The sequence below is a fragment of the Paenibacillus sp. 01T442 genome, assembly GCF_056398345.1.
Map to the genome: position 1 here is coordinate 101,554 of NZ_JBFTPF010000010.1, position 25,991 is coordinate 127,544.

Sequence of the window (25,991 nt, forward strand, 5' to 3'; positions counted from 1 at the left end):
AGGCACCTATGGAAAGTTCTCATTTTTGCCATATAGTTAGGTTACGCAGTAAATATGAGATTGGAGAGTGGGTTGGCGTGTCTAGAGATAATTCAGTGTCTCGTCAAAAATGTAAGCGTTTTAGTTTCGCTAGAGGTTATACTATTGGGGAGGTGCCTGTATCGTATGCATAAAAAACTTGCATTATTCTTATCGCTTCTACTCTTCTGCTACTGCTTAACACCATTGGCTTATGCGGAGGAAGCCACATCGCAAAACACACAAACATCAGCGACACCATCTACAGCTACTAAACCTGCGACTTCGAACGCATCAACAGCTCCTTCAGCGACAGTTACTTCTGATACGTATCTGGCTGACCAGCTCGCGGACTTGAAAAGCAGCTCGAAGGATGACAAGAAAAAGATAGCTTCGTTGTTGAAAATCGAAGCGATCGACACGGCATCGGCAGATTCTTTTGGTGCTAACCAACAGGTTACTCGCGCGCAAGTAGCGAAAACGGTTGCTATCGTTTTAGGATTGCGTATTGATAATATGCTTACTACATCGAGTTTCTCCGACGTTAAATCGGATGACCCCGCACGTCTTTATATCGAGGCTTTGAAGAAATCAGGTCTAATCTACGATGCGGGAGATAAGTTTCTTCCTTCCGGGCAAATGTCCCGCCAAGAACTTGCCATGCTGCTGCTCAAAGGACTTGGATTGGATGAGAAGGTGAAGCAAGCGACTCCTACCAAGGATGAAACGGTAGACAATACATACAAGAGCTACGTCGCCTACGCACTTCAGCAAAAAATCATGACAAATCAGGTTGATGGCAAATTCGGCGGAAGTGTTCCTGTTACAAAAAAGGAGTTCGCTCTTACTGTTTATGCGGCCATGCAGCTGCACTTGACAACAGCGAAGCCTGCAAAAGCTTCCATTGCCGAAATAAAAGTGATCGGGAAAAATAAAATGACCGTAAGGCTGAATCGAGATGTCGATATTAATAAGGCGGTTCTGACTGTTACGAAAGAAGGGGCTTTAGATTCCGATAATAAGCCCGTGATATTCACTGGAGGTACCGACTGGACCGATGACAATACGACCGCTAAACTTGATATGGACGATCCATTCACATTTGGTACATATCAAGTTGCATTAACTGGGGTTGATGTTTTAAATGGGGAAATAAACTTCTCTCCAGATAATGAACGGGTAACAAAACTGGAGATCGTAACTGCAACTGAAAAGCTTCCAAAAGCTAAAACGCTTATTGAGTATAAAGCGACGAATCAGTATGGCGAGAAGATGCTGTTATCAGCAAGCAATGCGAGTATCATCGTATCTGGACATAAGATTGTCACCCCGACTGTATTTTCCAGCAACAGTGTAATCGGTCTCGATCTGAGTGAGATTAATCCAAATAGCACAATAACCGTTATGATACTCGAAAAGAGCAGTTATATATCCGTCAATAAAACCTTCACTGTTGGAGAACCTCCGTTAGTGAAGAAAATCGATTTAGGTGATACGAAAAACAATTTGAAACTCCCTATCGGGCAGTTATCCTTTAAAGCCGGAGAGAAAGCTTACCTTTCTTTCAAAGCGTTTGACCAGTATGGAAATCGTGTCATTGATCCCCTGTATTTGAATATGGGAGTAGGCAGGCTATTTACTGGAGTTATTGGAAATGTGCTTAGAAATGAAGGGCAAAATGATTTCATCGATTTTGAGAACGATGGATATCCTGAATTGCAATTGATGGCCTATCCAAATTTGGACAGTGATAAGGAAGTGATCGTCACATTATTCAGTGAAGGTCAGAAGGTCTCTCAGACAGTTACTGTAAAGACACCTAAGACGCCTAGTACGATCAAGATCGGTCCATTAACGAATCCTTTGACAGAAGGCGATACGAACATTTCTATCAATTTGAAAGTCGTCGATTCTGCTAATTATGAGTTGTCTGCCACAGAAAGAGCAGATCTCCTAACGACAGGAAAAATTATGATTTACACCACAGGAGGGCTCGTATTAGCTAATCCGGCAATTAATTCTACGGGGTCAATTATCGTTCAGCAGGCGACGGGGGCAGGTCCAGCGTCTGTTAATGTGAGAATTAATGGGCTCGATCAAACAATATCATTTCCAATCAATATCATGGCTGCCCGCAAGCCCGATTCCATAAAGGTTGATCTGAATAGCTCTGCACCGAACGTTTTGGCGCTTAATGGGATAAATCCTAAGTTTTCCAGTAGTGGAGCAACGACGACGACAGGCAAAGCGCAATTCATCATTTACGATCAGACAGGTACAGAATACAAAACGAACAGAACTGATTATAAGGTTCAAATGAAACTCGAGAAAATCAGCGGTGATACGGGGGCGATTATAAATACTTCTGGAGCTGTATCGCTCTCAGATGCGAGTCCGACGGCACTAAAAGGAATTGCGGATATAAGCTCAAAAAGCATCACGTTTAACCCATCTACTACATTATCAGGCAGTTATAAATTGACGGCTTTGGTCGTTCAACTTGACACGAATGGGCAAATTTTAGAGACATTGAGCACCGATTCGGTAACGGTAGACGTGAAGAATATAACCAATGCGAACTTGACCTACTCTGTTGAGATGTCGAGCAGCGGTGATCTCTTTGCGATCCAAAGAACGCTTTACGACACTGGAGTAGCCGCCTCTGTTACGGATATAACGTACTTAATGACTGACTATTCGATGTTTACCCAAACCGCTGTTATTAAAGTTAAAGATGGATCAAGTGTAGAAGCCTTTTCCATTACTCCAAAGGCGGTTACTTCTGATAACCCAAAAGTTATCGGTACCAGAGGAAATAAAATTATTGGGCTCGATACGGGTAAAACCAACTTGACGGTTTGGTACGATTCTCCGCTTGGAGGCATACAGAAGCTCACTATAACAAAAGGTGCCAATGCAGATACACTAATTATTACTGAGATAAAAACAAATGGTACTCCAACTACGATTACAGGTGACCCATCGACTACGCTGAACGGTAAGTACATCTGGGATTCCAGTCTGTTGGGCAAATTACAGTCAACCACAAATTATGGTACAGTTAATCTGCATTCAGCTACTTATTTATTAGGCTTTGCAGGGGTTCAGGCTTTCATCAGCGACCTAGTTTATGCTGATGGTACGACGACTGCTCAGCAGGATTCGATCACGGTCAATCCCGATTTCACTTTAACTTACACCAAAAAAGGAAGCACTAGCAACATGAAGCAGTTTACCATTTATGTCGTTGCAGGAACGTATTCCAAATCGTTTGTAGTGAATTTGCAATAATCTTAACTTGTTCATAAAGAAGTCCCTGTCGGTTAATTCGGCAGGGACTTCTTTTACATGGGACATAAGAAATAATGGCATGACGCGTATTATCATATTGCTCCAACACGCCTTCGACAGGATTGACCTATAATCAAGATCGTATTTACTAATTCTTTGACCTTCTCATCTTTGTATACTTAACCTAAGATTGGAGGGCGAATACGTTGGCAAGAAAAAGATATGTCATCTGCGGCGTCAGTACAAGAGCGAACGGTATGTTCATCAAACACATGCTGGAAACTTTTCAGGCGCATTGTGAAGTTGTTGGATTGCTGGACACAGACCCCGGACGATTTACGAATTGTTTCAAGAAATTCCCGACGTTGAACGAATTGCCGGTTTACCTGCCCGATCAATTCGAACAAATGATCCTGGAAACGAGCCCTGATGTCGTTATTGTCGCAGGCGCGGACCATACCCACGCGGATTACATTGTGAAAGGGTTGGAACACCATCTTAATGTCATTTCGGAAAAACCGATGGTTACGAGTGGGGCGGATTGCAAGCGTGTTCTTGATGCGCAGAACAATAGCAGGGGAAAGCTGTTCGTGACATTTAATTACCGCTACGCTCCGATTCATACGAGAATTAAGGAGCTGATTCTTGAAGGTAGAGTCGGGAGAGTCACTTCGGTCGATTTAAATTGGTATCTCGATACGTATCATGGTGCCAGTTATTTTAAAAGATGGAATCGTAAAAGAGGCAATTCCGGCGGATTATCAGTACATAAAAGCACCCACCATATTGATCTTGTCAATTGGTGGATTGATCAAAAGCCTGTGGAGGCGTTTGCCTACGGAGCATTGAATTATTTCGGTCCAGAGGGCGAGCTCAACCCGCACAAAGAAGATGGCAGGTACTGCGGTACATGCCAAGTCAAACAGAATTGCGCTTATTTCATGCGATGGTCGACTCGTAGCAAAGAGGTTGTGCCTGAAGACGATCATTTGACGAATATGGTTGTAGAACCGAGCAGTAACATAGGCTACCGTGCGGACAGCTGTATATTCGATTCGGACATCGATATTGAGGATACTTACGTTGCAGCCATTAAGTATAACAAAGGTGCTATGATGAGCTATTCCGTTAACTTTTCGCTGCCTTATGAAGGATATCGACTGGCTATTAACGGGACAAAAGGGAGAATTGAAACGCAAGAAATCCTCTCCAAGCGGGCAACGAATCAGATAACTGAACAAACCATTGATTATTTTCCACTGTTTGGCGGGAAAGAAACAATCCATGTGGTACCTCGGCCAGGTGGGCATGGAGGCGGAGATCCTCTCATTTTGGAAGACTTGTTCTTAGGAGCAGATCCGCTCCGCCCCTATGAGATTATGGCAGGAGCGGAAGCGGGAGCTGCTTCGGTGTTGACTGGTGAAGCGATATGGAAGTCCGTTCTAACAGGGATGCCTGTTCGCATTGCCGACCTGTTAGTTTCATCTGACTAATTGGTACAAATAATTCTTATTTTTGGAAAGAAGGGGGAACCTAATGCTGTGTATGAGAAACTAGAGAATGTGGGAATCGCCCATTTTGATGTAAAAAGCCAGCTTCCTCGCTGGGTTTACGAATCCGCAATGAGGGCAGCAGAGAAGGGTGTAGAGGCGCGCTCGGCCATCACGAATAAGACAGAACTTAAGCTGAGGCAGCAAGACATCCGTATTGGTCTTGAACGCTGCATCGGCGGTATGCCTCCCTCAGATACTCCGTTAAATCCGAAAATTACTGGAACGGTAATAGGGAACGGTTTCCGTGTCGAAAAGATTATTTTTGAACCAAGGCCACATGTCTATGCGACTGCCAATTTATATATACCCGATGGGGTATCAGCCCCCCGTGGAGCAGTGCTTCTTCTATGTGGTCATCGCGAACAAGCTAAACATTGTGACGAATATCAAACGGTTTGCCATTATATGGTTCATTCCGGTCTTATCGTGATGTCGTTAGATCCCGTCGGTCAGGGAGAGAGGTTCGGATTTTATGATCCTGAAACGAAACTGGCTCCGATGACCAGCGTTACCGAGCATGAAAATGTCGGACGGCAGTGTATGCCGTTAGGCGATAGCTTAGCCCGTTACATGCTCCATGACGCCGTAAGGGCGATTGATTATTTATGCACCCGGCCAGAGGTTGATCCGAAACGTATAGGTGTGACAGGTCATTCAGGGGGCGGAACGCAGACTTCGCTGGTGATGATGTACGATCATCGTATTGCCGCAGCAGCGCCAGGCGGATTTATTATGAACCGACATTACTTTCTGCTGACTGGCAAAGCCCAGGATGCTGAACAGAAATGGCCTGGCTTCTCAGCACTCGGATTTGACCATGAAGACATTGTTTTGGCGATGGCACCAAGGCCTGTGCGAATTCTTGCTACGACGTATGACTCCGTCCCTATAGAAGGTCCAAGGCATACTTTAGCTATCAACCGAAGATTTTGGGAGATGTACGGCCGAAGTGAAAATCTTGACATTTTCGAAGATGAAAATGTTCATCGATTTACGGTTCCCTTAGCACGTGCGGCGGCACAGTTTTTCTCCAAGCATTTGCTTGGACGCACAGCTAGAAATGTTACGGAAGAAGAAATTAAGTTGATCCCTGCTCAGCAGCTATGGTGCACACAAAGCGGGCAGGTCATCGGTGAATTGGAGCATGCTAAAAGCACACACGTTGAAAATATGGGGCGGTTAGCGATATTTGAACGATCACGTCAAGCTTTGACAGAGGAGGAACTGAAAAAGCAAGCGATCGAATGGCTTCGAAAGCGAGTATTTTCGGGAAGAGAGCAGTGCGATCTGAACCCGCGTCCTTCTGGTGGAGGCGATGTAGCGAATATGTGGATAATCCGCAAAATCTGGTGGAGCCAGACAGGATTATTAAATCATGGTCTGCAATTTTTCGATTCAAAGCTTGCGGGTGCTAAACTTCCGGTAACCATTGCCATTTGGGACGGTGGATCCAACCAGCTCCAAATGCATGCCAAGTGGATTGAAGAAACAACCGCTTCTGGCCGGCTGGTTATGGTCCTCAATCCAACTGGGATTGGGCCGCTTCTTCCGCATCTGAATTCACCGACCGATAAACCGTTCAAACGATTCGGGATGATGGACAGATATACGGACGAATTGATGTGGTTGGGCGATAGCATGGCCGCACTACGAACTTATGATGTGTTGCGAGCCGTGGAGCTTGCTTGTGAGTCGACCAATATCGATCCTTCGGACATTCGGTTATATGGAAACGGACGCTATGCGATTTATGCCGGATTGGCTGCGTTGCTTGACGAACGGATCCAACAGGTTTCCATGGAGAACCGAATGCCCAGCATCTCCGATTGGATTAAGGAACCCATTTACGATGAAATGGATTCTTTAAGCTTTATTTTACCCCATATGCTCAGATATTTCGATCTTCCCGATATGGATAGATGGCTTGCCGAGGCTGGCCAACTTTGTCATTCTACTTTTGTTGGAAGTGATGTTGTGATATGAGGGGGAGATGAGGTTGTCTAATCCTAGAAGTTCTCAACTTGTACGGCGCTATATCACATTTCTGAAACCATACCGGTTGTATATTCTGACGATTATTGTTCTGGGCATTCTTCAATTCGCAGCTCCTTTGACTGTACCTTGGATGACGAAGATTATGGTCGATGAAGTGCTTCCGCTAAAAGAGAGCGTATGGTCCCTGCATAAGGTGATCATGATTTTGGCTTGCGTCTATCTGTTTAGTATAGCGACCAACTTTTTTCGTCAATATATAACGGCAAAAATGGGTAATTCCATGATTATAGATATCCGGTTTCAGTTATATCAACATATGCAGAAGCTTTCCCAACGTTATTACGACAGTCGCCAAGTAGGGAGCATTCTGTCCCGCATACTTAATGATGTGAACGGCGCACAAAACTTGGTCGGCGGAGGGGTTATCAACTTGTTGATTGACCTTTTTCTTGTCCTCTTCGCCGGATTTATGCTTTTTAGTATGGATTGGAAACTTGCCTTGCTATCCTTATGGCTTCTACCCTTTTACTATTTAACGTTTACGAATCTTAATGTACGGATTCGTTATGCTTGGCGATCCGTCCATCGACAGATGGAGCGAATCTCCGGTGTATTGGTGGAACGGATCTCAGCGATGAAGGTCGTTCAAGCATTTAATCGAGAGAGGATGGAGCTTAATCGATTTAAGAATCAAGCCACTGATCATTATGCCTATACGATGTCTGCTCACCTCTTGTCTAATGCATTAGGACGTATCAGCCAAACGTTCCAAGACGCAGGTGGCCTGATTATCTGGTTTGTAGGGGGGAGCATGGTGATCCAAGGAAGGATGTCAGTTGGGGAATTGATCGCGTTCCAAGCCTATTTGTCCCAGCTGTATGGTCCTATTCAACGATTTTCTGATATCAATGTCACGATCCAAAATTCGCTGACGAACGTTGAGAGGATTTTTGAGGTTTTTGACATTCAACCGGACATTCGAAATAAGGAGAACCCTCTTCCCTTGAAGGATTGTCGAGGCGAGATTGAATTTGATCAAGTCAGTTTCGAGTATGTCATCGAAAGACCCGAGCGGCAAGGCGAAGCTCATCAGAGGGATCAGCATAGGATGCCGAACATAAAGCCTGACAAGCGTTTCTATTGGATTCCGCCTAAATCAAAAACGAATCCTCCTCCAATTGTCTTGGAGAAAAGAAAGGCCCTAAGGCGGATTAGTTTCCATGCGAAAAGCGGGGATGTCGTGGCGCTTGTCGGCCCTAGCGGTGGCGGTAAGTCCACCATTATTCATTTCATTCCTCGTTTCTATGATCCGGACAAAGGCAAGGTTTTGTTGGATGGGATGGATTTACGAGATTACGACTTAGAAGATGTACGCAACCATATCGCTCTCGTACTTCAGGACAATATATTGTTCTCTGGAACGGTTTACGAGAATATCGCCTATAGCAACCCTAAAGCTACCCGTGACGAAGTATACACGGCAGCAAAGGCAGCTAATGCCCATGAATTCATTGAAGAGTGGGAACAGCAGTATGATACTGTCATCGGGGAACGAGGGGTCCGACTCTCGGGTGGGCAAAAACAACGGATCGCAATAGCACGGGCACTTCTTAAAAATCCTCGAATCCTGATTTTGGATGAGGCGACTTCTGCGTTGGATGCAGAGTCAGAATTCTTGGTTACGGAAGCCTTGGAAAGATTGATGACAAACAGAACGACGTTTGTCATAGCGCATCGACTGGCTACGGTTGTTCGGGCAGATCAGATACTTGTCATCGACCGGGGGCGGATTGTGGAGCAAGGCAAACACCAAGAGCTGCTAGCTCAAAATGGCTTATATCGCGAGTTATACGATAAGCAGCTGAAAGCAATGAGACCTGAAGAGTTGAATTTACCACAGAAGTTGAAAGTATGATGAGCCTATATTTATGTAATACCACCCAATGAAAGCGTTGCAATTTTCCATTAAAGTAAGAATTAAGAAAGTTATACGCAAGCACAACTCTAAGGAGGTTCAAAGAAATATGAAAAAGCACCTTAAAGCATCCTTGTTGATCTTGACAGCAATAACCGTGATTGCAGGCTGTGAATCACAGCCTACAGCACAAGAATCCCCGAGTGTAGGCACCGCAAAGAAAGCACCAGATAACGAAATTTTTATTTATACAGTGTACCCGGCTTTCTATGCAAAAGAAGAAAATTACGAGAAGCAAATCGGGCAGTACCTGAAGAAAAAGTTTCCTGATCTCTCCTTTAAGCATGTTCATTGGGATAATCCTGGCAGACAGTATAAGGATCTGATCGCAGCTGGTACGATTCCGGACATTATTATCGAGAATTCGAGCGGCAACTATGAAAAGAGCATTATTCAGAACGATCTCCAATACGATATGACCGACTTGATCAAAAAGTATAATTTTGATACGACCAAATTAAACCCAGCGGCCATGGCGAAAATGAAAAATAAGACGCCGGAAGGAAAAATATACGGGTTGCCATATCAATTAAGCGATTTCGTGCTTTTCTACAACAAGGATATTTTTGATAAATTCGGAGTTGATTATCCCAAAGATGGCATGACTTATGATGAAGTTTACGAATTGGCTAAAAAGCTGACGCGTGTAGAAGGCGAAAAAACGTATAAGGGCTATCAGCAGCATCCCGGTTTATATATGACGTATAATCAACTCGGGTTATCACCTTTCAGTTTGACGGAGGACAAGGCCGTACTGGCAACAGATGGATGGAAGAAGGAAGTTGACAACCTAAGACGCTTCTACGAAATTCCGGCCAATCAATTTACTTCTGTTGACGATTTCCCTAAAGGGAATATGGCGATGAGTGTGCACGTTTCCGAGAAAATTGTACAGTGGTATGAGCAAAATAAAAACCTGAATTTCGATATCGCCGCCATGCCGTCTTTCTCCGATGCTCCTAATACGAAAGCGCAGCCTAATATGTATGCCGCATTTATTACGAAGCAATCCACGAAGAAGGACCAGGCGTTCCAAGTAATCCAATACATGCTTTCCGAAGAGATGCAGGTCAATTTAGCCAAAGAAGGTATTATCGGCTCGCTGCAAACCCCAGCGGTTCAAGAAGCGTTTGGGAAAAACCTGCCGCAAATGCAGGGTAAACATGTTCAGTCGATCTTCTACGGTCAAAATGCGATGCCTCCAGCAGCACGTGCGAGTGGCTTAACCTATGTTGATGTGCCGCTCCATAATGTATTTTCTCCTTTGATTTTTGGAGAATCCAAAGATTCGATGACCGCGCTGCGGATGATTGAAGAACAAACAACCAAAGGTATTCAAACAGAGAAAGCTAGTAAATAAATGAAAATTGTTGAAACTCCAGTTTGAGGACTGGAGTTTTTTCATGAAGCTGCGAGGAGGAAGAATCACGAATGATGAACGTATCCCAATTGCAACACAGATTTACTCAGGCGGATCCGCGTTTCGGACCGGTCCCCTTCTGGTGGTGGAGTGCGGAAGAAGTAACGCCGGAGCGGATTCGCTGGCAGATGAAAAAGTTTCGCGACGGAGGGCTGCGCAACATCGGCATTATAAATTTGGCACCTACAGGACCGCAGTACGGTTCAGTGAGCGATCTTCCGGTGTATGCGAGCGAAGATTGGTGGTCCATGTTTGAGGTAGCCCTGCGAGAAGCGGAGCGATTGGGCATGTTCCTGTGGTTTTACGATCAAATTGGATTCTCAGGATCCAACATGCCGTCTCGTCTCGTCACGGAGCAGCCGGAACTGGCCGGATATCAATTGCGCCGATTCGCTTACGGCGAAGAGATGCCCGAATTTTCGGAAGTTCTTTATAAAACGAACGAGCATGTTTATGTGGCAGTACGCCAAGGCTTCAATTGGCTCAACCCTCATGCAACGGGACTATTAATTGACCGGATTCATGGTGAGATGGAGCGTCGTTTCCCGGGTGATCTCGGCAAGACGATAGCGGGGAGCTTTCAGGATGAACTTCCCCCGCTTCCACTGTGGACACCTGAGTTGACGTCACGTTACAAGGAAAGATATAGAGAAGATTTAACGCCTCTGCTTCCCGCCTTGTTCGATCCGCTTCCAGGATTTGATCAAGTGCGTCGACGTGTATACCGGCTTGCTGCTGAACTTGCCGAACAATCCTTCTTTATGCCACTCGGCGAATGGCACCGACAGCGCGGAATGCTTATTTGCTGCGATCAGGCAGGACCAGCGAGAAGAGCCGATCCGCATGGGGCACAGCGGCTTTATTTGGATTATTTCAGGACACATCGATGGTATAACGCTTCGGGAAGTGACATGGATGGCGAGATTAAGCCGCATTCGTCCATGACGCATTTGCATGGTGGTTCACGCGTATTCTTAGAAGCCTTCCATTCCAGTGGATGGGGAGGAACATTGGAAGAAACCATGCATTGGTTGATACCCTGGTTTCAAGCGGGAGCAACGGTCTATAGTCCCCACGCTGTCTATTATAGCACCCGAGGTGGTTGGTGGGAGTGGGCTCCGCCTGATACTGGATGGCGTCAGCCTTATTTCGAGCATTATCCGGTTTTTGCCGATACAATCAGCCGTGTTTGTTATTTATTGAGCGAGGGTACGCATGTCTGCGATGTAGCTGTGCACTATCCGTCTTATGCCATATGTGGACACTTGTCTTTGACGGATGGGAAACCAAATGAGCATCCGATGGGGGTATCGAACCGTGATCCAAACCCTTATGTAGCCCATATCCAAAACGTCTATAAGAAATTAACAGGCAGTTGGAGCCGCAGAGATCATAAACAGCCAGGTGCGCTAAGAAAAGCACAAATGGATTTCGATATTGCCGATGATAGCGCCTTGCAGAAAGCATTATCAGAAAATGGCAAACTTAAAATCGCGGATGAGCGTTTTTCTGTTTTGCTTTTGTGCGGAACAACCGTCATGGAAGAGGAAGCGCGCATACGAACCGAAGCTTGGTTGGACAAAGGCGGTTTCGTGATTGCTGTAGCTGTACCCGAAGATGAGCAGGATCTGACAGGGGCTATCTATGTCGATTCAGCAGAAGATGCAGTTGTACTCATGGAAACACGTATTCCGAGAAGGGTGGTGGGTCCGGGTGAATCCTTGCAACGTAGAATCAACGATGCAGATATCTTCTTACTGCTCCCGGAGACCGGCGCTTTGTTAAGCATGCATCAACCTGCTTGTCCAGATACCGTTCTACCTGCGACTGCCGTTTACCGATTAAAGACGGATCATGTGCCCCAGCTTTGGGATCCGGTTGATGGATCGATGGAGGCGATGCCGTATAAACGGGAAGGGGAATGGATTGAAGTGCAAGCACCATTCACTTCATGGCCTGCCGCATTGATCGTATGCACAAAGACGTTAGCAGCTGTTGTAACTACGATAAGTACACCTAGAAACTCTCTAGCTCGTCCTTTTCCTGCACGAATCGGTCCATTGAAAACGCGTGGGAGCAGGTTAGCGCTAGCATCTAACGATTGGCGCATTCAAGTGGAGCCAACCTTGGACAATCGATATGGAGACTTTGATTTGCACGGGGAAAATAAAGGGCTTGTGTCCATTGAACGTCGCATGATGAATGTGCGCGTAGAGACGGAAGAAACAGAGGGGGAGCAGGCTGATTGGCATAAACCGGGGTTGGATGAATCCAATTGGCTGCCGAGATTATGGAGCGAGTCCGCTTATTGGMAGGTTTGCTATGGAGAAGTGTACGACGAACTACGTTCAGTTCAGAAGGTATACAGCAACGTGTTTGGCGATTTATCCATGCGTTCTTGGGCGGGGAGAATGGGGCGGGTTCCTCGTCGATTTCTGAATCTAGGTGTATTGAAAAAAAGAGAGTATGTTTGGGCAAAGACATGTGTGATCGCGCCATCGGATGGACGCTATTGGATTCGAACGGAAAGTAACTCCAACATCGCGGGACGCATCAATAATAAAGAGATTACTTGGAGCGGGGGACCCGAGGAGCAGACGGCATGGATTGAATTGCAGGAAGGGAGCAATGAGCTGCTTCTAAGGGCTCAAGCTATTGGCAACGGTGTCATAAGGGCAAGCATTGAAGTTAACACGATCGCGCGTCAGCCGCTTCCGAAATGGCTATTTACCCAGAATCCTAACATACAATCCAGTTTGATAAATCACATCGAAAGCAGGCATAATCACCCCTTTCGGCGGGTTCGAATCGTGTTTGCCGTTCGAGGGAGAGCTGTGCTTTATGTGAACGGAGTCAATGTGACAGAGCACGGGGATTTCAATCCTTATATCAGACAAGGCCAGGAAGAAGTCGATGTAACGGCTCTGTGGCAATTGGGCAGGAATGAAATCAGAGTTGCTTTGCCCGAAGGGAAAGGAGAAGTGTTTGTTGACGGTGTCATCGAACTGCAGAATGGTGAAGTAGTCTCTTTCTTTACCGGGGATCATTGGTTCGACGAACAAGGTGGTGTTCCAGGTATCCATCATTTCTCTGTTCTTCAATTTGCTGAAACGGAGTCACTATGGATTTCCCCGAGACCTCATCCGCTTCCGATGGTAGGCTGGCTTATGCCTGAATCCGTTCCTGAACAGATACCGCTTCCTTTCTCTTCGGATCCCTCAAGTAATGGAAAGCCTGTTTGGCTGCGTTTCCCGCTGCCCATAGGAGCGAATGGCATGCGGATCGAGTGCGTAGGGGAGAAGCGTGTCTGGATTAACGGTTCAGAAGTCAAAGCAAACGGAAGCCAAATAGCGTTTAAGGCGCAGCAAGCCGGTGCCATGGCAGCAGTTAGAATAAACCCTGACGTACCATTCACGGAAGCTGCCGTACTTCTGGCACCGATCCGCTTCGAGACTGAGCCTGTGCAAGGAACTTTAGGTGATTGGCGAACTGCGCTTTGTCTGCCACATCATAGCGGAGCAGTGGAGTACGAAACTGAAATTGAGACTTCAGCTCTCGCTGCTGATGCCGAACTTGATTTAGGACATGTCAGAGGAACCGCAGAAGTTTGGGCGGACGACGTGCCATTAGGCGTAAGGCTATGGAGGCCATATCGGTTCAAACTGCCAATTCTGCCTGCTGGCAAACTTCGGCTGAGAATCAGAGTGACGAACACACTCGGTACTCACTACGAAATCGGCAAGCCAACAAGTCTKGTAGGAGGGAATCCTGACATAACCTACTGGAACCGAGAGCGGAGCGAGGAAGAAGCAGGTTGGCAGGAATGGTTCCCTACGGGGGGATTATATGGGCCTGTCGAGATCATCTTAGCAGAGGAATAGACCAGATTGACTTGGATATTTGATGATCTATGGGGAAAGACAATAAGGCCGGTATTTCGTAAGTTAACGAGTGCCGGCTTAGTATTAAAAGAGTAAACAACCTATAATCATGGAATTAATGCCCTATGAAGGTGGATTTATTTTAGGATACATTTTAGACAAAACATCGAGAAAATTGCCATAGGAATCAATTACTTACACGAAAATGCAAGCGCTACCAAAAATGCTGTCGAGAAAGGGGGAAACATTGGGATTCAAGAATGATCATGCTACTCACTTTAAAGGTTTAACTAAAACCTATTTTTCCACATTCGGAGGTGTATACATTTGCGTAATCAGTTAAAACGAATCCTTTGCTTCACACTGTTATTGATCGTGCTTATAGGAGGCGGAATGCCGGGGTACTCCGTTCTTACAGTTGCAGCAGACTCAGCAGTTGCTCCTACAACTTTATTGGACAAAGATTTCTCAAACGCGGCAGAAGGACAATCGGCGTCACAGCTTGGGTTCGATTACTCCACACTTCCTTCAGGGGCCACGAGCAGCGCAGTCGTTGAGGTTGAGCCCGTAACCAGCCAGAAAGCGATGCATCTTAAGGTAAACGGTGCGGGTACTAGCCAGTTCCTGATCAATAAAACGTTCAGCGAATCCAAAAACGGTACCGTTACAGCAGAGATAACTTTTCTGCAGCCAGGTACTTCCAAAGCCAAAGATCAGCTTATTTACCTCACGAATGGGGCAGGCACCAAATCGCTGGTCATTGCGGGATTGGATGCCTCGAAAGGTGTGGTTTACTGGCCTGATACAGCGCCAGTCGATCTGAAAACAGCCTATCAATTAAATACCTGGCACACCATTAAAGTTGAACTTAATACATTGACGAAGCGATTTAACATGTGGTTTGACGGGACACTTATTTCAGCCAGAAAAAATACAAACGATGCCATTGATGTGAAAAAGATCTCCATCGGCACCCCGGCAGGCAATGGCGAGCTTTATGTACGAAGTATCAAAGTAACGCATACAGTCCCGAATTATTTACCTGCAAAGCCTACAATTGCTTATTGGGTTGGGCGGGATAAATCCATTGCGATGTGGATCGAACCGGATGCTTGGGCTTCTAAGTACAGTATTAAAATAAAAGAGAAAGCGGAAGATCCGTGGTATACAACAGCCACTTACACATCTATTCCAACGTCAATTCCACCTTATGCGTCTCCTTCAGCGAGTAAAATTTGGGATCCTGTGACCAATACGGCTGTTGCTTTAACCAATGGGAAGACATACATCGTAGGTGTAGCGGTTATTACCAGAGATGAAACAGCAAAAATTGATTATGAGGGCGAGATTTCCGAATTTACGGCCACCCCCTATGCGGTTACACCGATCGAAACACCTGATACGAACGTGATTGGCACCGTTACGGCATACAACAATTATAACGCGAATAGGTGGTCGATCAACTCCGGACTTCATGTAGGTGATGAGCCTTTTGCAGACCGAACGGCTGTCCTCAAGATAACCGCTCTTCCCGCAAAATTCAGCAGCATGGACTGGATCAAAACGCATGCAGACACTATGAAATATACCGGAAGCACCACGGGTATGCAGATAGCTACTTTCCCTGTTCGCGATAGAGCTTCGGTTTTAGTGGCTATGGACCAAAGGGAAACACCGCCAGAATGGCTATCGTCTTCATCAGGATGGATAGATACTGGCGATACCATACAATTAGCCGATACAGCACTGACGTATTCATTTAAAATTTATGAAAAGAAATTTGCCTCCGGTGAAACGGTGACGATKGGTCTCAATCAGGCAACCGATTATAATGCAGGCAAAAACGCAGGGTACTTCGTAATGGCTGAGCGGGTCCCGACTGGATTGAAAGTGGATCCATTTGTGAATTGGACGAATACAACATCTTACACATTGAACGGTTCTTTAGAAGAAGCTGGTGTAACTTTGGCAGTCTACAACAATCAAACGCTTGTTCATGAAAGCGTGATTGCACAATCGGAATTTTCTTTGGATGTTGCGCTGACCCCTGGCGTTAATAACATTGAAATAATCGCAAGAAGAGCTGGCAGTTCTTACTCAGATCACATTTCCGGCGTTGTTCAGCTGGATTCGGATGCCCCCGATTTACAAATGAATGTTCCACCTGCAACTGTCAAAGACTTTCTGTTCAATGTGCAAGGAATTGTTGATGAGGAGTCGCAAATAACGATCAAGAACAATGGAACGTCGGTTGTAGATTCCGTCTACATACCAAGTAACACACCATTTACCTACCCCGTGCAGTTGGCTGAAGGATTGAACCAGATTGAGATTTCCGCAATGGACGCTGCTGGTAATGAGAGTAAGAAAAGTTTCGCGATCGAATACACGTTCTGGGCCGGTAAGCCTGAATTTTACAATTTGAACGAAATTCAAATGACAACGTTAGTCTCATCAACGGATATGATTGCTCAGAAGCAAATCACAAATGCAACACAGACTCCGAAGCCAATTACCCTGTTTGTCGTATTGCTAGATTCAAACAAGAAAATGGTGGATTTTTCGACACTTATTGAAGTATTGGGTCCTGGGGAAACGAAAACGTTGAGCACTGGTTTTTTACTTCCTACAAACGTGAGCGGCTACAGTTTAAAAGCATTTATATGGGACAGCTTGGATGGGATGAAACCGTTATCGGATGAATCAATCATTCAATAGATCCGGAGCATTGCGGTGAAATTAGCTTTGATAAAGCACAACTCTAAGGAGGTTAAACCATGAAGAAAGCCCTAAGCATAGGGATGTGTCTTTTGCTTGGATTTAACGTATTCCCGCTCATCATGCATGCTGAAACGTTGGCGACAGCTCCGTCGGCACAATCAACATCGGTACTTTCGAATCCAACCGGATTAACGGCTGTTTCAGCCGATAATCGAGTTGATTTATCTTGGAATTCAGTATCAGGTGCCATTTCGTACAAAGTAAAGCGAAGTTTGGTAAATGGTGGACCTTATGAAACAATCTCAAGCAATATTTCGAATATATCCTTTACGGATACTTCGGCTACGAACGGTACGGTATACTATTATGTCGTGACAGCCGTCGGTTCAACACTAGAGAGTATGATCTCGAACCAGACCAAAGCTCTTCCGTATATTTCGATGCCGGGAGCACCTGCGGTGCCTGCGRATTTCTCAGCCACAGCAAACGACGGCAGTGTAGAGTTATCATGGTCGTCAGTGGCAGGAGCGGGTTCTTACAACATAAAAAGAAGTGAAACGAGCGGCGGACCCTATACGATTGTAAACAGTAATCAAACTTCAACGACGTACAGGGATGCTAACGTTACTAATGGAAAGCAATATTATTATGTCGTTTCTGCTGTCAATACGAACGGTGAGAGCCAAAATACGGAAGAAATGATTGTAGCCCCAGCTAGAGTTGTTTCGGTAGCACAGGATGGAAGCGGTGATTTCACCAACATTACAGACGCGCTTGCAACTATACCGGTTAACAATAATGCTCGTACGGTTATTTATGTGAAAAAGGGGACCTATCGGGAAAGAGCAATCGTAACTGCTCCTTATGTAAGCCTTGTAGGGGCTGGGCAGGATGAGACGACAATTGTTTACGATCTTTCAAACGCAGATATGCCTAACCAAGCTGTCAATGGCGCAACGGTAGCTGTAAGCGGCGACAATTTTACTGCTGCTAATCTGACGATTGAAAATGATTCCAAGCCGAGCGATGGTCAGGCATTGGCCTTATCCGTTAATGCGGACAAAGCTGTGTTTGAGAACGTTAAGCTTGTCGGTTATCAGGATACATTGTACGCGGGTATCCGAACGGCTAGTCCAAGACTTGGAAGACAGTATTATCACAACAGTGAGATTAGGGGACGTACAGACTTTATTTATGGTCCAGCCAGCGCAGCCGTGTTCGATCATGTCGATGCGGTCAGTATTAATGCAGGGGACTCTGGCGGTTATGTAACGGCTGCTGCAACAAAAAATGAAACCGACCCTGGCCTTGTGTTCATGAATTCAAGGCTGTTGAGAGACAGCTCCACAAATGGCCTTCACTATCTTGGCCGTCCATGGCAGGATAAACCGTCGACGCGTTACATTAACACCTGGATGGATAGTCATATCCATACGGAAGGCTGGACACCTATGCAAGTTCCGCCTTACTTTTACGGCGAATATAACAGCAGTGGTCCGGGGGCAAGTCCAGAAACTCGGGTCATGGGAACTCAAATGACAGCCGAGGAAGCCAGCGCATTGACGATTCCACGTATGTTTGACGGATGGGATCCGAGTAAAGCAGTGATTATTCCCAAGATGTTTCCTCAAATAACAACTGCGGTTGCTCCTGCTCTTCCTGATGGGCTTAACGGTGCTTATACCAAGCCAGTGGTCGTTTATATGGAAGAGGATGGTAATCTTCCGAAGGATAATCGAGTTCAGTATCGAATAAACGGCGGAGAATGGAAGGCATATACGGCTGAATTCGAAGTCGATAAAACCGGTAAGAATCTAATCGAATATCGGTATGTTGACAAAGCAGGTAATGCAAGTGCAATTAAGAATGTAAGCGTTGAAATCGAGCCAACAGCTGCAACGAGAGTACCTGCTTTCCCTGGGGCTGAAGGAGCGGCCATGTATGCCAAAGGTGGCCGTGGAGGACAGGTTTATGAAGTAACGAACCTATTGGATTATGACACGACGAAGGGCGAAGCCGCAATACCGGGATCTTTGCGCGACGCCGTGAGCACGGGAAATCGGACGGTTGTGTTTCGAATATCCGGTACAATTCATCTAAAGAGAGGATTGGATATTACGTCCGGGAATCTGACGATTGCGGGTCAGACAGCGCCGGGAGACGGTATTGCAATTAGCGGATATATGGTCAAGTTTGGAAATAACGATGTAGGAACAGATTTGATTATCCGCTATCTTCGTTTTCGAAATGGCATTAACGTGTTAAGTGATTCGGCTGATATTTCGGGCAACAATATTATTGTCGATCACTGCTCCTTCAGCTGGAGCTCAGATGAGACGTTCACTGTGAAAAATCGTAAAAACTTTACAGTCCAGTGGAGCATCGTTAGTGACAGCCTGAATCAGTCGATTCATGGTAAGGGAGCACATGGCTACGGGGGAATATGGGGAGGAACGAATGCAACCTATCATCATAATCTGATTGCCAATCATAACAGCAGAAACCCGCGTTTTGACCGGCAAACCGATCCGGATAATTATCCGACGAAAATAGACTATCGGAATAATGTTGTTTATAACTGGGGGGCTAACTCTGCGTATGGCGGCGAGCAGGCAACGGGCATCAACATGATCAACAATTACTACAAACCTGGACCAAGTACGTTTGATAACGTAAAAAGCCGAATTGTCGCCCCGTCTGGCGCAAGCTTTAGCGGTACCTGGTATATTGACGGCAACTTCATCGAAGGCGCAGCCGATGTTTCGGCCAATAACTGGGTGACGAACAGCAAGGGTTCATGGAAAGTCATCAATCCAGAAGGACCTTTGCTCCGCAAGTATGAGCCAATGGTGATACCGGATACAGCCGATCCTATCGGCGGTCCTGTAACGACTGACACTGCACAAGTCGCCTATGAGAAGGTACTTCAAGGGGCTGGCGCCTCATTGCCTAAACGGGATTCGTTGGATGCTCGTATTCTGAATGATGTCAGAAATGGATCTGGTAGAATCACCAATACAATCCAAAGCGATGGAGGACTGCCCGAATTGTATTCGGCATCTGCTCCGCAAGACACCGATCACGATGGGATACCGGATGCTTGGGAAACAGCCAAGCTACTCAATCCGAATGATCCATCAGACGGAAAAGGCATCGCTGGCAACGGGTACACCTATTTGGAAAACTATATCAATTCTCTGGTGGTTTCGGTTTCAGATAACCCGACAATTACGACAACAAGCCCTGTGCACCAAGCATCGTTTCAGGCTGGAACTCCAATTTTGATTACAGCAAATGCAACGGATAATGAGGGAATTGCGAAGGTTAAGTTTTATTCCGGTGATCAGGAGCTTGGTGAAGACCTAACAGCGCCTTATTCCTTCAACTGGGAAAATGCGCCGAAAGGTGAGCATTACATTTACACAAAAGCCATTGACAACGCAGGTTTTATGACTCTATCCGCAGTAAGCATCATTTATGTAAATGGACCTAACAACGTTGCTCCTTGGACATCGCAAGATATTGGCCCTGTAGCCATTGCAGGGAGCGCTAGCTTGGAGGGAACGACATACACAGTGAAAGGTTCGGGTGAAGTGAGAAACGGTTCGGATTCTTTCCATTATGTGTACCAGTCTGTTCATGGTAACTTTGAGATGCTAGCCTACATTAATTTTGATTCTGAAATCGATGATGCGGCTAAGGCTGGTTTGATGATACGCGGCAGTTTAGCAGCTAATTCACCCGCAGCAGCTGTTGTCTTATCTCCAGAATCGGATGAAACCATTGATACGAGCGGAAGAAAAGCACTTTTTATGAATCGTACCAATACGGGGGGGAGCTATCGCACCAATAGTGTGACATCGAGCACGCTCAAAGCACCTTTCTGGTTGAAAATTGTAAGAAATGAACATGTTGTTTCCGGTTTTGTGTCTACGGACAAAAATAGTTGGGCGCTAGTAGACTCTGCAGATGTCACATTACCGGATAAAGTCTTCGTCGGTATGGCGGTTGACGCAGGGAAAGCAACAAGCAATTCTGATTATTTAACAGCTGCAACATTCACAGATGTGAGTTTTCAGCGATCTGCCGGATTTACTGTGAAAAACCCAGTAAGTGAAACCGTTAATATTCCTGTATACACCGTCGAGGGAACAATGCTTGATGGTGCCAAATTGACGATAACGAATAATGGCTCAACCGTCGTAGACGCAGTAAATACAGATCCCGGAACGGACTTTGAGCACAAGATTCAGCTTAGGGATGGTGTTAACATCATCACAATCTCAGCAAGCAGCGACACGCTGGGTAATGTCATAAATACCAAAACAATCATCGTAACCTACAACAAATCCGCGGTAGTCATAACAAGTGAAGTACCTGCGACGGTTCATGCTTCTAACTTTAACTTATTGGCGAGTGTAAGCCGAAACGCCAGTGTTACGGTCAAGATGAATGGAACTACGGTGTTGGATCAGGCTGCTCAACAGGCAAATGGACCGTTTCATGTTCCATTAATCTTACAGGAGGGTCCAAACGAAATCGTCATTTATGCCGTCGATGAGTATGGCATAGCTGCGACAAATTCATACGCAATAACTTATGCGCAAGATTGGGGCAGCGGACTGTTTGAGTTCTCAGGATTGTCATTTCATGATTTGAGTGGAAACGAGCTTTCTAGTTTAAAAGGTTCGCAGGATACGATGGTGACTGTGAACATCCATAACAATTCCAAAGTAGCCCAAAACGGGGTATTTGTCATGGCCCTTTATGATCCATTAGACCGGAAGGTCAAATACGCTTTCGTCAAACAGCTGGTTCCCGGAGAAGGGGATAAACAAGTMAAGGCGATTGTTAATATGCCAGAGGATGTCACTGGTTACAAAGTAAAGGTGTTTGCACTAACTAAAATATCCGAAATCACGCCAATTTCCAACACCATCATAAGTCCTTAAAAGGAGGGGAAACGATTGAGAAGATGGTCAATAATCATACTGTCGCTCCTGTTGTGCTTTGGCATGATGGCTCCATTCGCGATGGCGTCATCTTTGACGGTAAACGCATCGTTTGACAACATCACCCGAACCGCAACGATTTCAGGCCAATTAGGCTCAGAGGCAGGGCACATCATAAGTGTTCAAGTAAGGAACCCATTGAATCAAATCGATTATTTGAATCAAAGCATTAGCGGTCTAGATGGAAATTACCAGTTTATTTATAAAATCAGTCAAGAAGTTACGGGAACGTATCAAGTAACCGTTGGCGGCCAGAATGCCGACTCGCGTGCCACTGCGACATTTACGGTTAAACCGTCCATCGTGGAGCTTGAGTCCAAAGTGTCGCCCGAGCAGCCTGACGGCAAAGAGGGTTGGTACTTACATCCTGTGACAGTTACCATCGAAGCTACAAACGGAATGCCAGAGAACAATGTGATCCAATACCGCATCAATCAAGGGCACTGGACAACATACACTACAGTGATTGATGTGAAGACAGATGGAATCCATACGATTGAATACCGAAGTGTTGATCAGCAAGGAATTCCCGGCGATGTAAAATCAACGATTATTAAATTGGATTCTAAAGCACCGGTTACCACCGCAAAAGCAAGTCCGATTGATGGAATGAACGGTTGGTATAAGTCGAACCCGACAGTGAACCTCATGGCATCGGATAACATTTCCGTTACACAAACGGTATATCGTATCGATGGTTCTGAGTGGTCAACATACTCCCAACCAGTTACATTGTCCGTTTATGGTGTGCATACACTTGAGTACAAGAGTACGGATCAAGCTGGGAATGAAGAAACCGCAAAATCGTTAACACTAAAATTGGATAATGTCGCACCAACACTAAGTGTCGCGTTGGATAAAACTACATTATGGCCAGCGAATAAAAAGCTGATTACCGTTACAGCCAATGTATATGCGAGGGATGATATATCCCAAATCAGCAGCATCGTACTGACCTCAATAACAAGCAATGAGAAGTTACAGAATGACGATATTCAGGATGCGCGTTTCGGCATGTTCGATACGTCCTTTAGTCTTCGAGCAGAGAGAAATGGGGGAGGCTCAGGGAGGGTCTATACCATAACGTACACGGCTACAGACCTAGCAGGGAATAGAACAATACAAACAGCAATAGTTAAAGTGCCTCACGACCAAGGGCACACTGGCGATGAACCGTTAACGGAAAGCGAGAATGGGAATTAGTCATTTAATCTAATGTACGGGTTGGCTGCCGGATATTGAGGCAGCCTTTCTTCCGTTAACAGTTTGAATGAAATCCGAAAATAGGAATCACGACATGTTTATAACGGATTTAATAACATAACAAGTCGGTTTCTTGAATGTTCACGCTGCCTAGTCATCGACTATGCTAAAGGTGCATTCTGGGTTCCATCTTAGGCTAAATGGACAATTTGTTGGCTGCAGCCAAGGGAGCCCTTTTCATTCAGCGTCTCATGTAAGCCCTTACTTACGGCAACTATCTCACATTTAATAACATAAATTGGAGGCATACCTAATGACGATACAAGTTGTAGCATGTAAAACCGAATACAGGATAAACCCAATTGGACTCGATGTTGTAAAGCCCCGACTTTTCTGGCAAATGCGCTCCGATACTGAGGGGGGCTTGCAGAGCGCCTATCAGATTAGGGTTGCTTCATCTCGTGATAAGCTAGAGCATGACCAAGCGGATATGTGGGATAGCGGCAAAGTGTGTTCAACTACTTCAACGCATGTACCATATGACGGTAAACCGCTTCAAGCTGAAGGGGAATATTACTGGAAGGTGCGCATCTGGGACGGCTCGGATATGCAGTCTGCATGGAGCGAAACGGCATATTGGATGATGGGGATTTTATCGCGTGGAGAGTGGAAAGCGCAGTGGATCGGTCGTAAAACCGAGCCGGGAGCCCTCATGCAACCCTCACCATTTTTGCGTAAACCGTTCGAAGTCAAGAAGAAAGTACGGCGTGCCATTGCCTATGCAACGGCATTAGGTGTTTATGATTTTCATCTCAATGGCGAGCGGATTGGTGAACGTCTTGCCCCAGGATGGACGGACTATAACACCCGTGTACAAGTCCAGGCTGTAGATATCACAGAAAAGTTAGAGGTAGGCGGGCATGTGTTAGGCGCTATCCTGGGAGATGGCTGGTATGCGGGAACCGTAGGGTTCCTCGGCAATAATGTTTACGGAGAAAGACCCTTTTTCCTTATGCAGGTTAGCATACATTATGAAGATGGAACGATAGATAACGTTATAACGGATAGCTCATGGAGAACGAGTAAGGGACCGATCCACTATTCCGATATGATCAAAGGGGAAACGTACGATGCGCGAGAGGAATTAACGGGTTGGCTTCTCCACGGGTACGATGATTCGTCCTGGGAAGCGCCGGATGTTCGTTCCGGCTATAACGGTCTACTTGTAGCTGAAGTAGAGCCGCCAATCCGCATTACGCAAACGAGGAAGCCGGTTAGCATGAAGAAGACAGCAGCTGGTACTTACATTTATGATATGGGTCAAAACATGGTGGGCTGGACGGAAGTAAAGGTTCAGGGTGAACGTGGGACGCAGATTACGCTAAGCCATGCGGAAATGCTGAATCCTGACGGCACATTGTATATGGCTAACTTGCGAGAAGCCTGCCAGCAAGATCACTATATCCTGAAAGGTGAGGGGCAAGAGTGCTATGAGCCGCACTTTACGTTCCACGGCTTTCGATATGTCGAGTTGATAGGTTACCCTAGTGAGCCAGATTTGGAGACGATCGTAGGCAAAGTCGTTCATTCCGACATGTCCGTCACGGGGCAGCTTGAGACTTCCGATGCGATGGTGAATCAACTTTATTCCAACATTACATGGGGTCAGCGCGGCAACTTCTTGTCTGTGCCGACAGACTGTCCGCAAAGGGATGAGCGGCTTGGCTGGACTGGAGATGCACAAATTTTTGCCCGAACAGCCGCTTACAATATGGATGTATCCCGATTTTTCAGTAAATATGTTTGGGATATGGTGGATTGCCAGCAGCCTTCGGGTGCTTTTACGGATGTTGCACCGGATGCAGGGTGGATTCGGCACAAAAACTGGAACACGCGGCTGAACTGGTTCGCTCCGGACAACTCCGGTTGGGGAGATGCCGGCATCATCATTCCCTGGACGATCTATGTGATGTACGGGGACGTACGCATCCTCGAAACCCATTACGAAGCTATGGTGAAATGGGTGTGCTATTTAAAAAACACGACGAACGAGTTGGTTCGTCCGGGTTATGCCAATTACGCCGACTGGCTATCGATAGGGGCTGACACGCCAAACGAAGTGTTGGCGACCGCTTATTTTGCCTACAGTACGAAGCTGCTTGCGCTCATTGCTGGTGTATTAGGAAAATCAGAAGATGAGATTGGGTACCAGGCTTTATTCAGCAATATCGCTACAGCGTTTCGCAAGGCGTTCGTCGCTAACGATGGTCGAATTCAYGGCGATACACAAACGGTCTACGTCTTAGCGCTGCAATTTGGACTCCTGACCGAAGAACAGCGCAAACAAGCACAGGATCGTCTTGTGGCAGACATTCAAGAGCGCGGAGATCGATTGTCGACAGGATTCCTCGGTGTAGGCTACTTATTGCCGGCGTTGACGGACATTGGAAGCTTGGATGTTGCCTATAAATTGCTGAAGCAAGAAGCATTCCCTTCTTGGATGTACTCAATCAAGCATGGAGCAACCACAATTTGGGAGCGTTGGGACGGATGGACAGAGGAGCAAGGCTTTCAAACGCCTTCAATGAATTCTTTTAATCACTATTCCCTTGGTTCTGTCGGTGAGTGGATGTTCCGGTATATGGCCGGTATTGAAGCGGATCCAAAGGCACCTGGCTTTAAGCATGTGATCATAAGCCCGAAACCGGGTGGGGGCTTGAGCTGGGTGAAAGCAAGCTATGAATCGCTGTACGGGCGTATTGCGGTAGCATGGAGCCGAACGGAGGCAGGCGATTTCCGTCTCGAAGTGGAGGTTCCTGCCAATACGACGGCAACCATCCATTTGCCAGATAGAGCGGCATCCGTACACAAGGTTGGTTCAGGAAATTATGTGTTTGAAAGCATTTCTATGCTAAACTAAAG

The 25,991-nt window shown here is 46.0% G+C and carries 10 protein-coding genes; all 10 read left to right on the plus strand.

Annotation, left to right across the window (positions count from 1 at the left end; all coding sequences use genetic code 11):
- The first annotated feature begins 165 nt into the window (after positions 1-165).
- The 10 genes from AC1DLM_RS11515 (at position 166) to AC1DLM_RS11560 (ending at position 25,989) form a co-directional block, all read left to right on the plus strand.
- Positions 166-3,309, plus strand: coding sequence for an S-layer homology domain-containing protein (locus AC1DLM_RS11515; RefSeq protein WP_441989237.1), 3,144 nt, complete (start codon positions 166-168; stop codon positions 3,307-3,309).
- Positions 3,310-3,515: 206 nt separating this feature from the next.
- A complete protein-coding gene (locus tag AC1DLM_RS11520) occupies positions 3,516-4,802 on the plus strand; it encodes a Gfo/Idh/MocA family oxidoreductase (protein WP_441989238.1) in 1,287 nt (428 codons plus the stop codon).
- Positions 4,803-4,850: 48 nt separating this feature from the next.
- Positions 4,851-6,845: an alpha/beta hydrolase family protein gene (locus AC1DLM_RS11525; RefSeq protein WP_441989239.1), complete on the plus strand. Its 1,995-nt coding sequence runs from the start codon at positions 4,851-4,853 to the stop codon at positions 6,843-6,845.
- Between the two features lie 13 nt (positions 6,846-6,858).
- Entirely contained in the window at positions 6,859-8,772 is a 1,914-nt protein-coding gene (locus tag AC1DLM_RS11530) for an ABC transporter ATP-binding protein (RefSeq protein ID WP_477569985.1), read from the plus strand.
- 109 nt (positions 8,773-8,881) lie between these two features.
- On the plus strand, positions 8,882-10,192 hold the full coding sequence (locus AC1DLM_RS11535; protein ID WP_477569986.1) for an ABC transporter substrate-binding protein: 1,311 nt from the start codon (positions 8,882-8,884) through the stop codon (positions 10,190-10,192).
- 71 nt (positions 10,193-10,263) lie between these two features.
- Positions 10,264-14,133, plus strand: coding sequence for a glycosyl hydrolase family 2 protein (locus AC1DLM_RS11540; protein ID WP_477569987.1), 3,870 nt, complete (start codon positions 10,264-10,266; stop codon positions 14,131-14,133).
- A gap of 327 nt (positions 14,134-14,460) precedes the next feature.
- Positions 14,461-16,851 carry a hypothetical protein gene (locus AC1DLM_RS11545; protein ID WP_477569988.1) on the plus strand — a complete coding sequence of 797 codons (2,391 nt, stop codon included), beginning with the start codon at positions 14,461-14,463 and terminating at the stop codon, positions 16,849-16,851.
- Positions 16,852-16,910: 59 nt separating this feature from the next.
- Positions 16,911-21,806 carry a pectinesterase family protein gene (locus AC1DLM_RS11550; protein WP_477569989.1) on the plus strand — a complete coding sequence of 1,632 codons (4,896 nt, stop codon included), beginning with the start codon at positions 16,911-16,913 and terminating at the stop codon, positions 21,804-21,806.
- A 15-nt stretch (positions 21,807-21,821) separates the two neighbouring features.
- Entirely contained in the window at positions 21,822-23,069 is a 1,248-nt protein-coding gene (locus AC1DLM_RS11555) for an OmpL47-type beta-barrel domain-containing protein (protein ID WP_477569990.1), read from the plus strand.
- Positions 23,070-23,382: 313 nt separating this feature from the next.
- A complete protein-coding gene (locus AC1DLM_RS11560; protein ID WP_477569991.1) occupies positions 23,383-25,989 on the plus strand; it encodes a family 78 glycoside hydrolase catalytic domain in 2,607 nt (868 codons plus the stop codon).
- Positions 25,990-25,991: the final 2 nt, after the last annotated feature.

Excerpts from the sequence above, each read along its gene's own strand:
- AC1DLM_RS11515 (WP_441989237.1), top strand. The coding sequence starts at position 166 with ATGCATAAAAAACTTGCATTATTCTTATCGCTTCTACTCTTCTGCTAC.
- AC1DLM_RS11535 (WP_477569986.1), top strand. The coding sequence starts at position 8,882 with ATGAAAAAGCACCTTAAAGCATCCTTGTTGATCTTGACAGCAATAACC.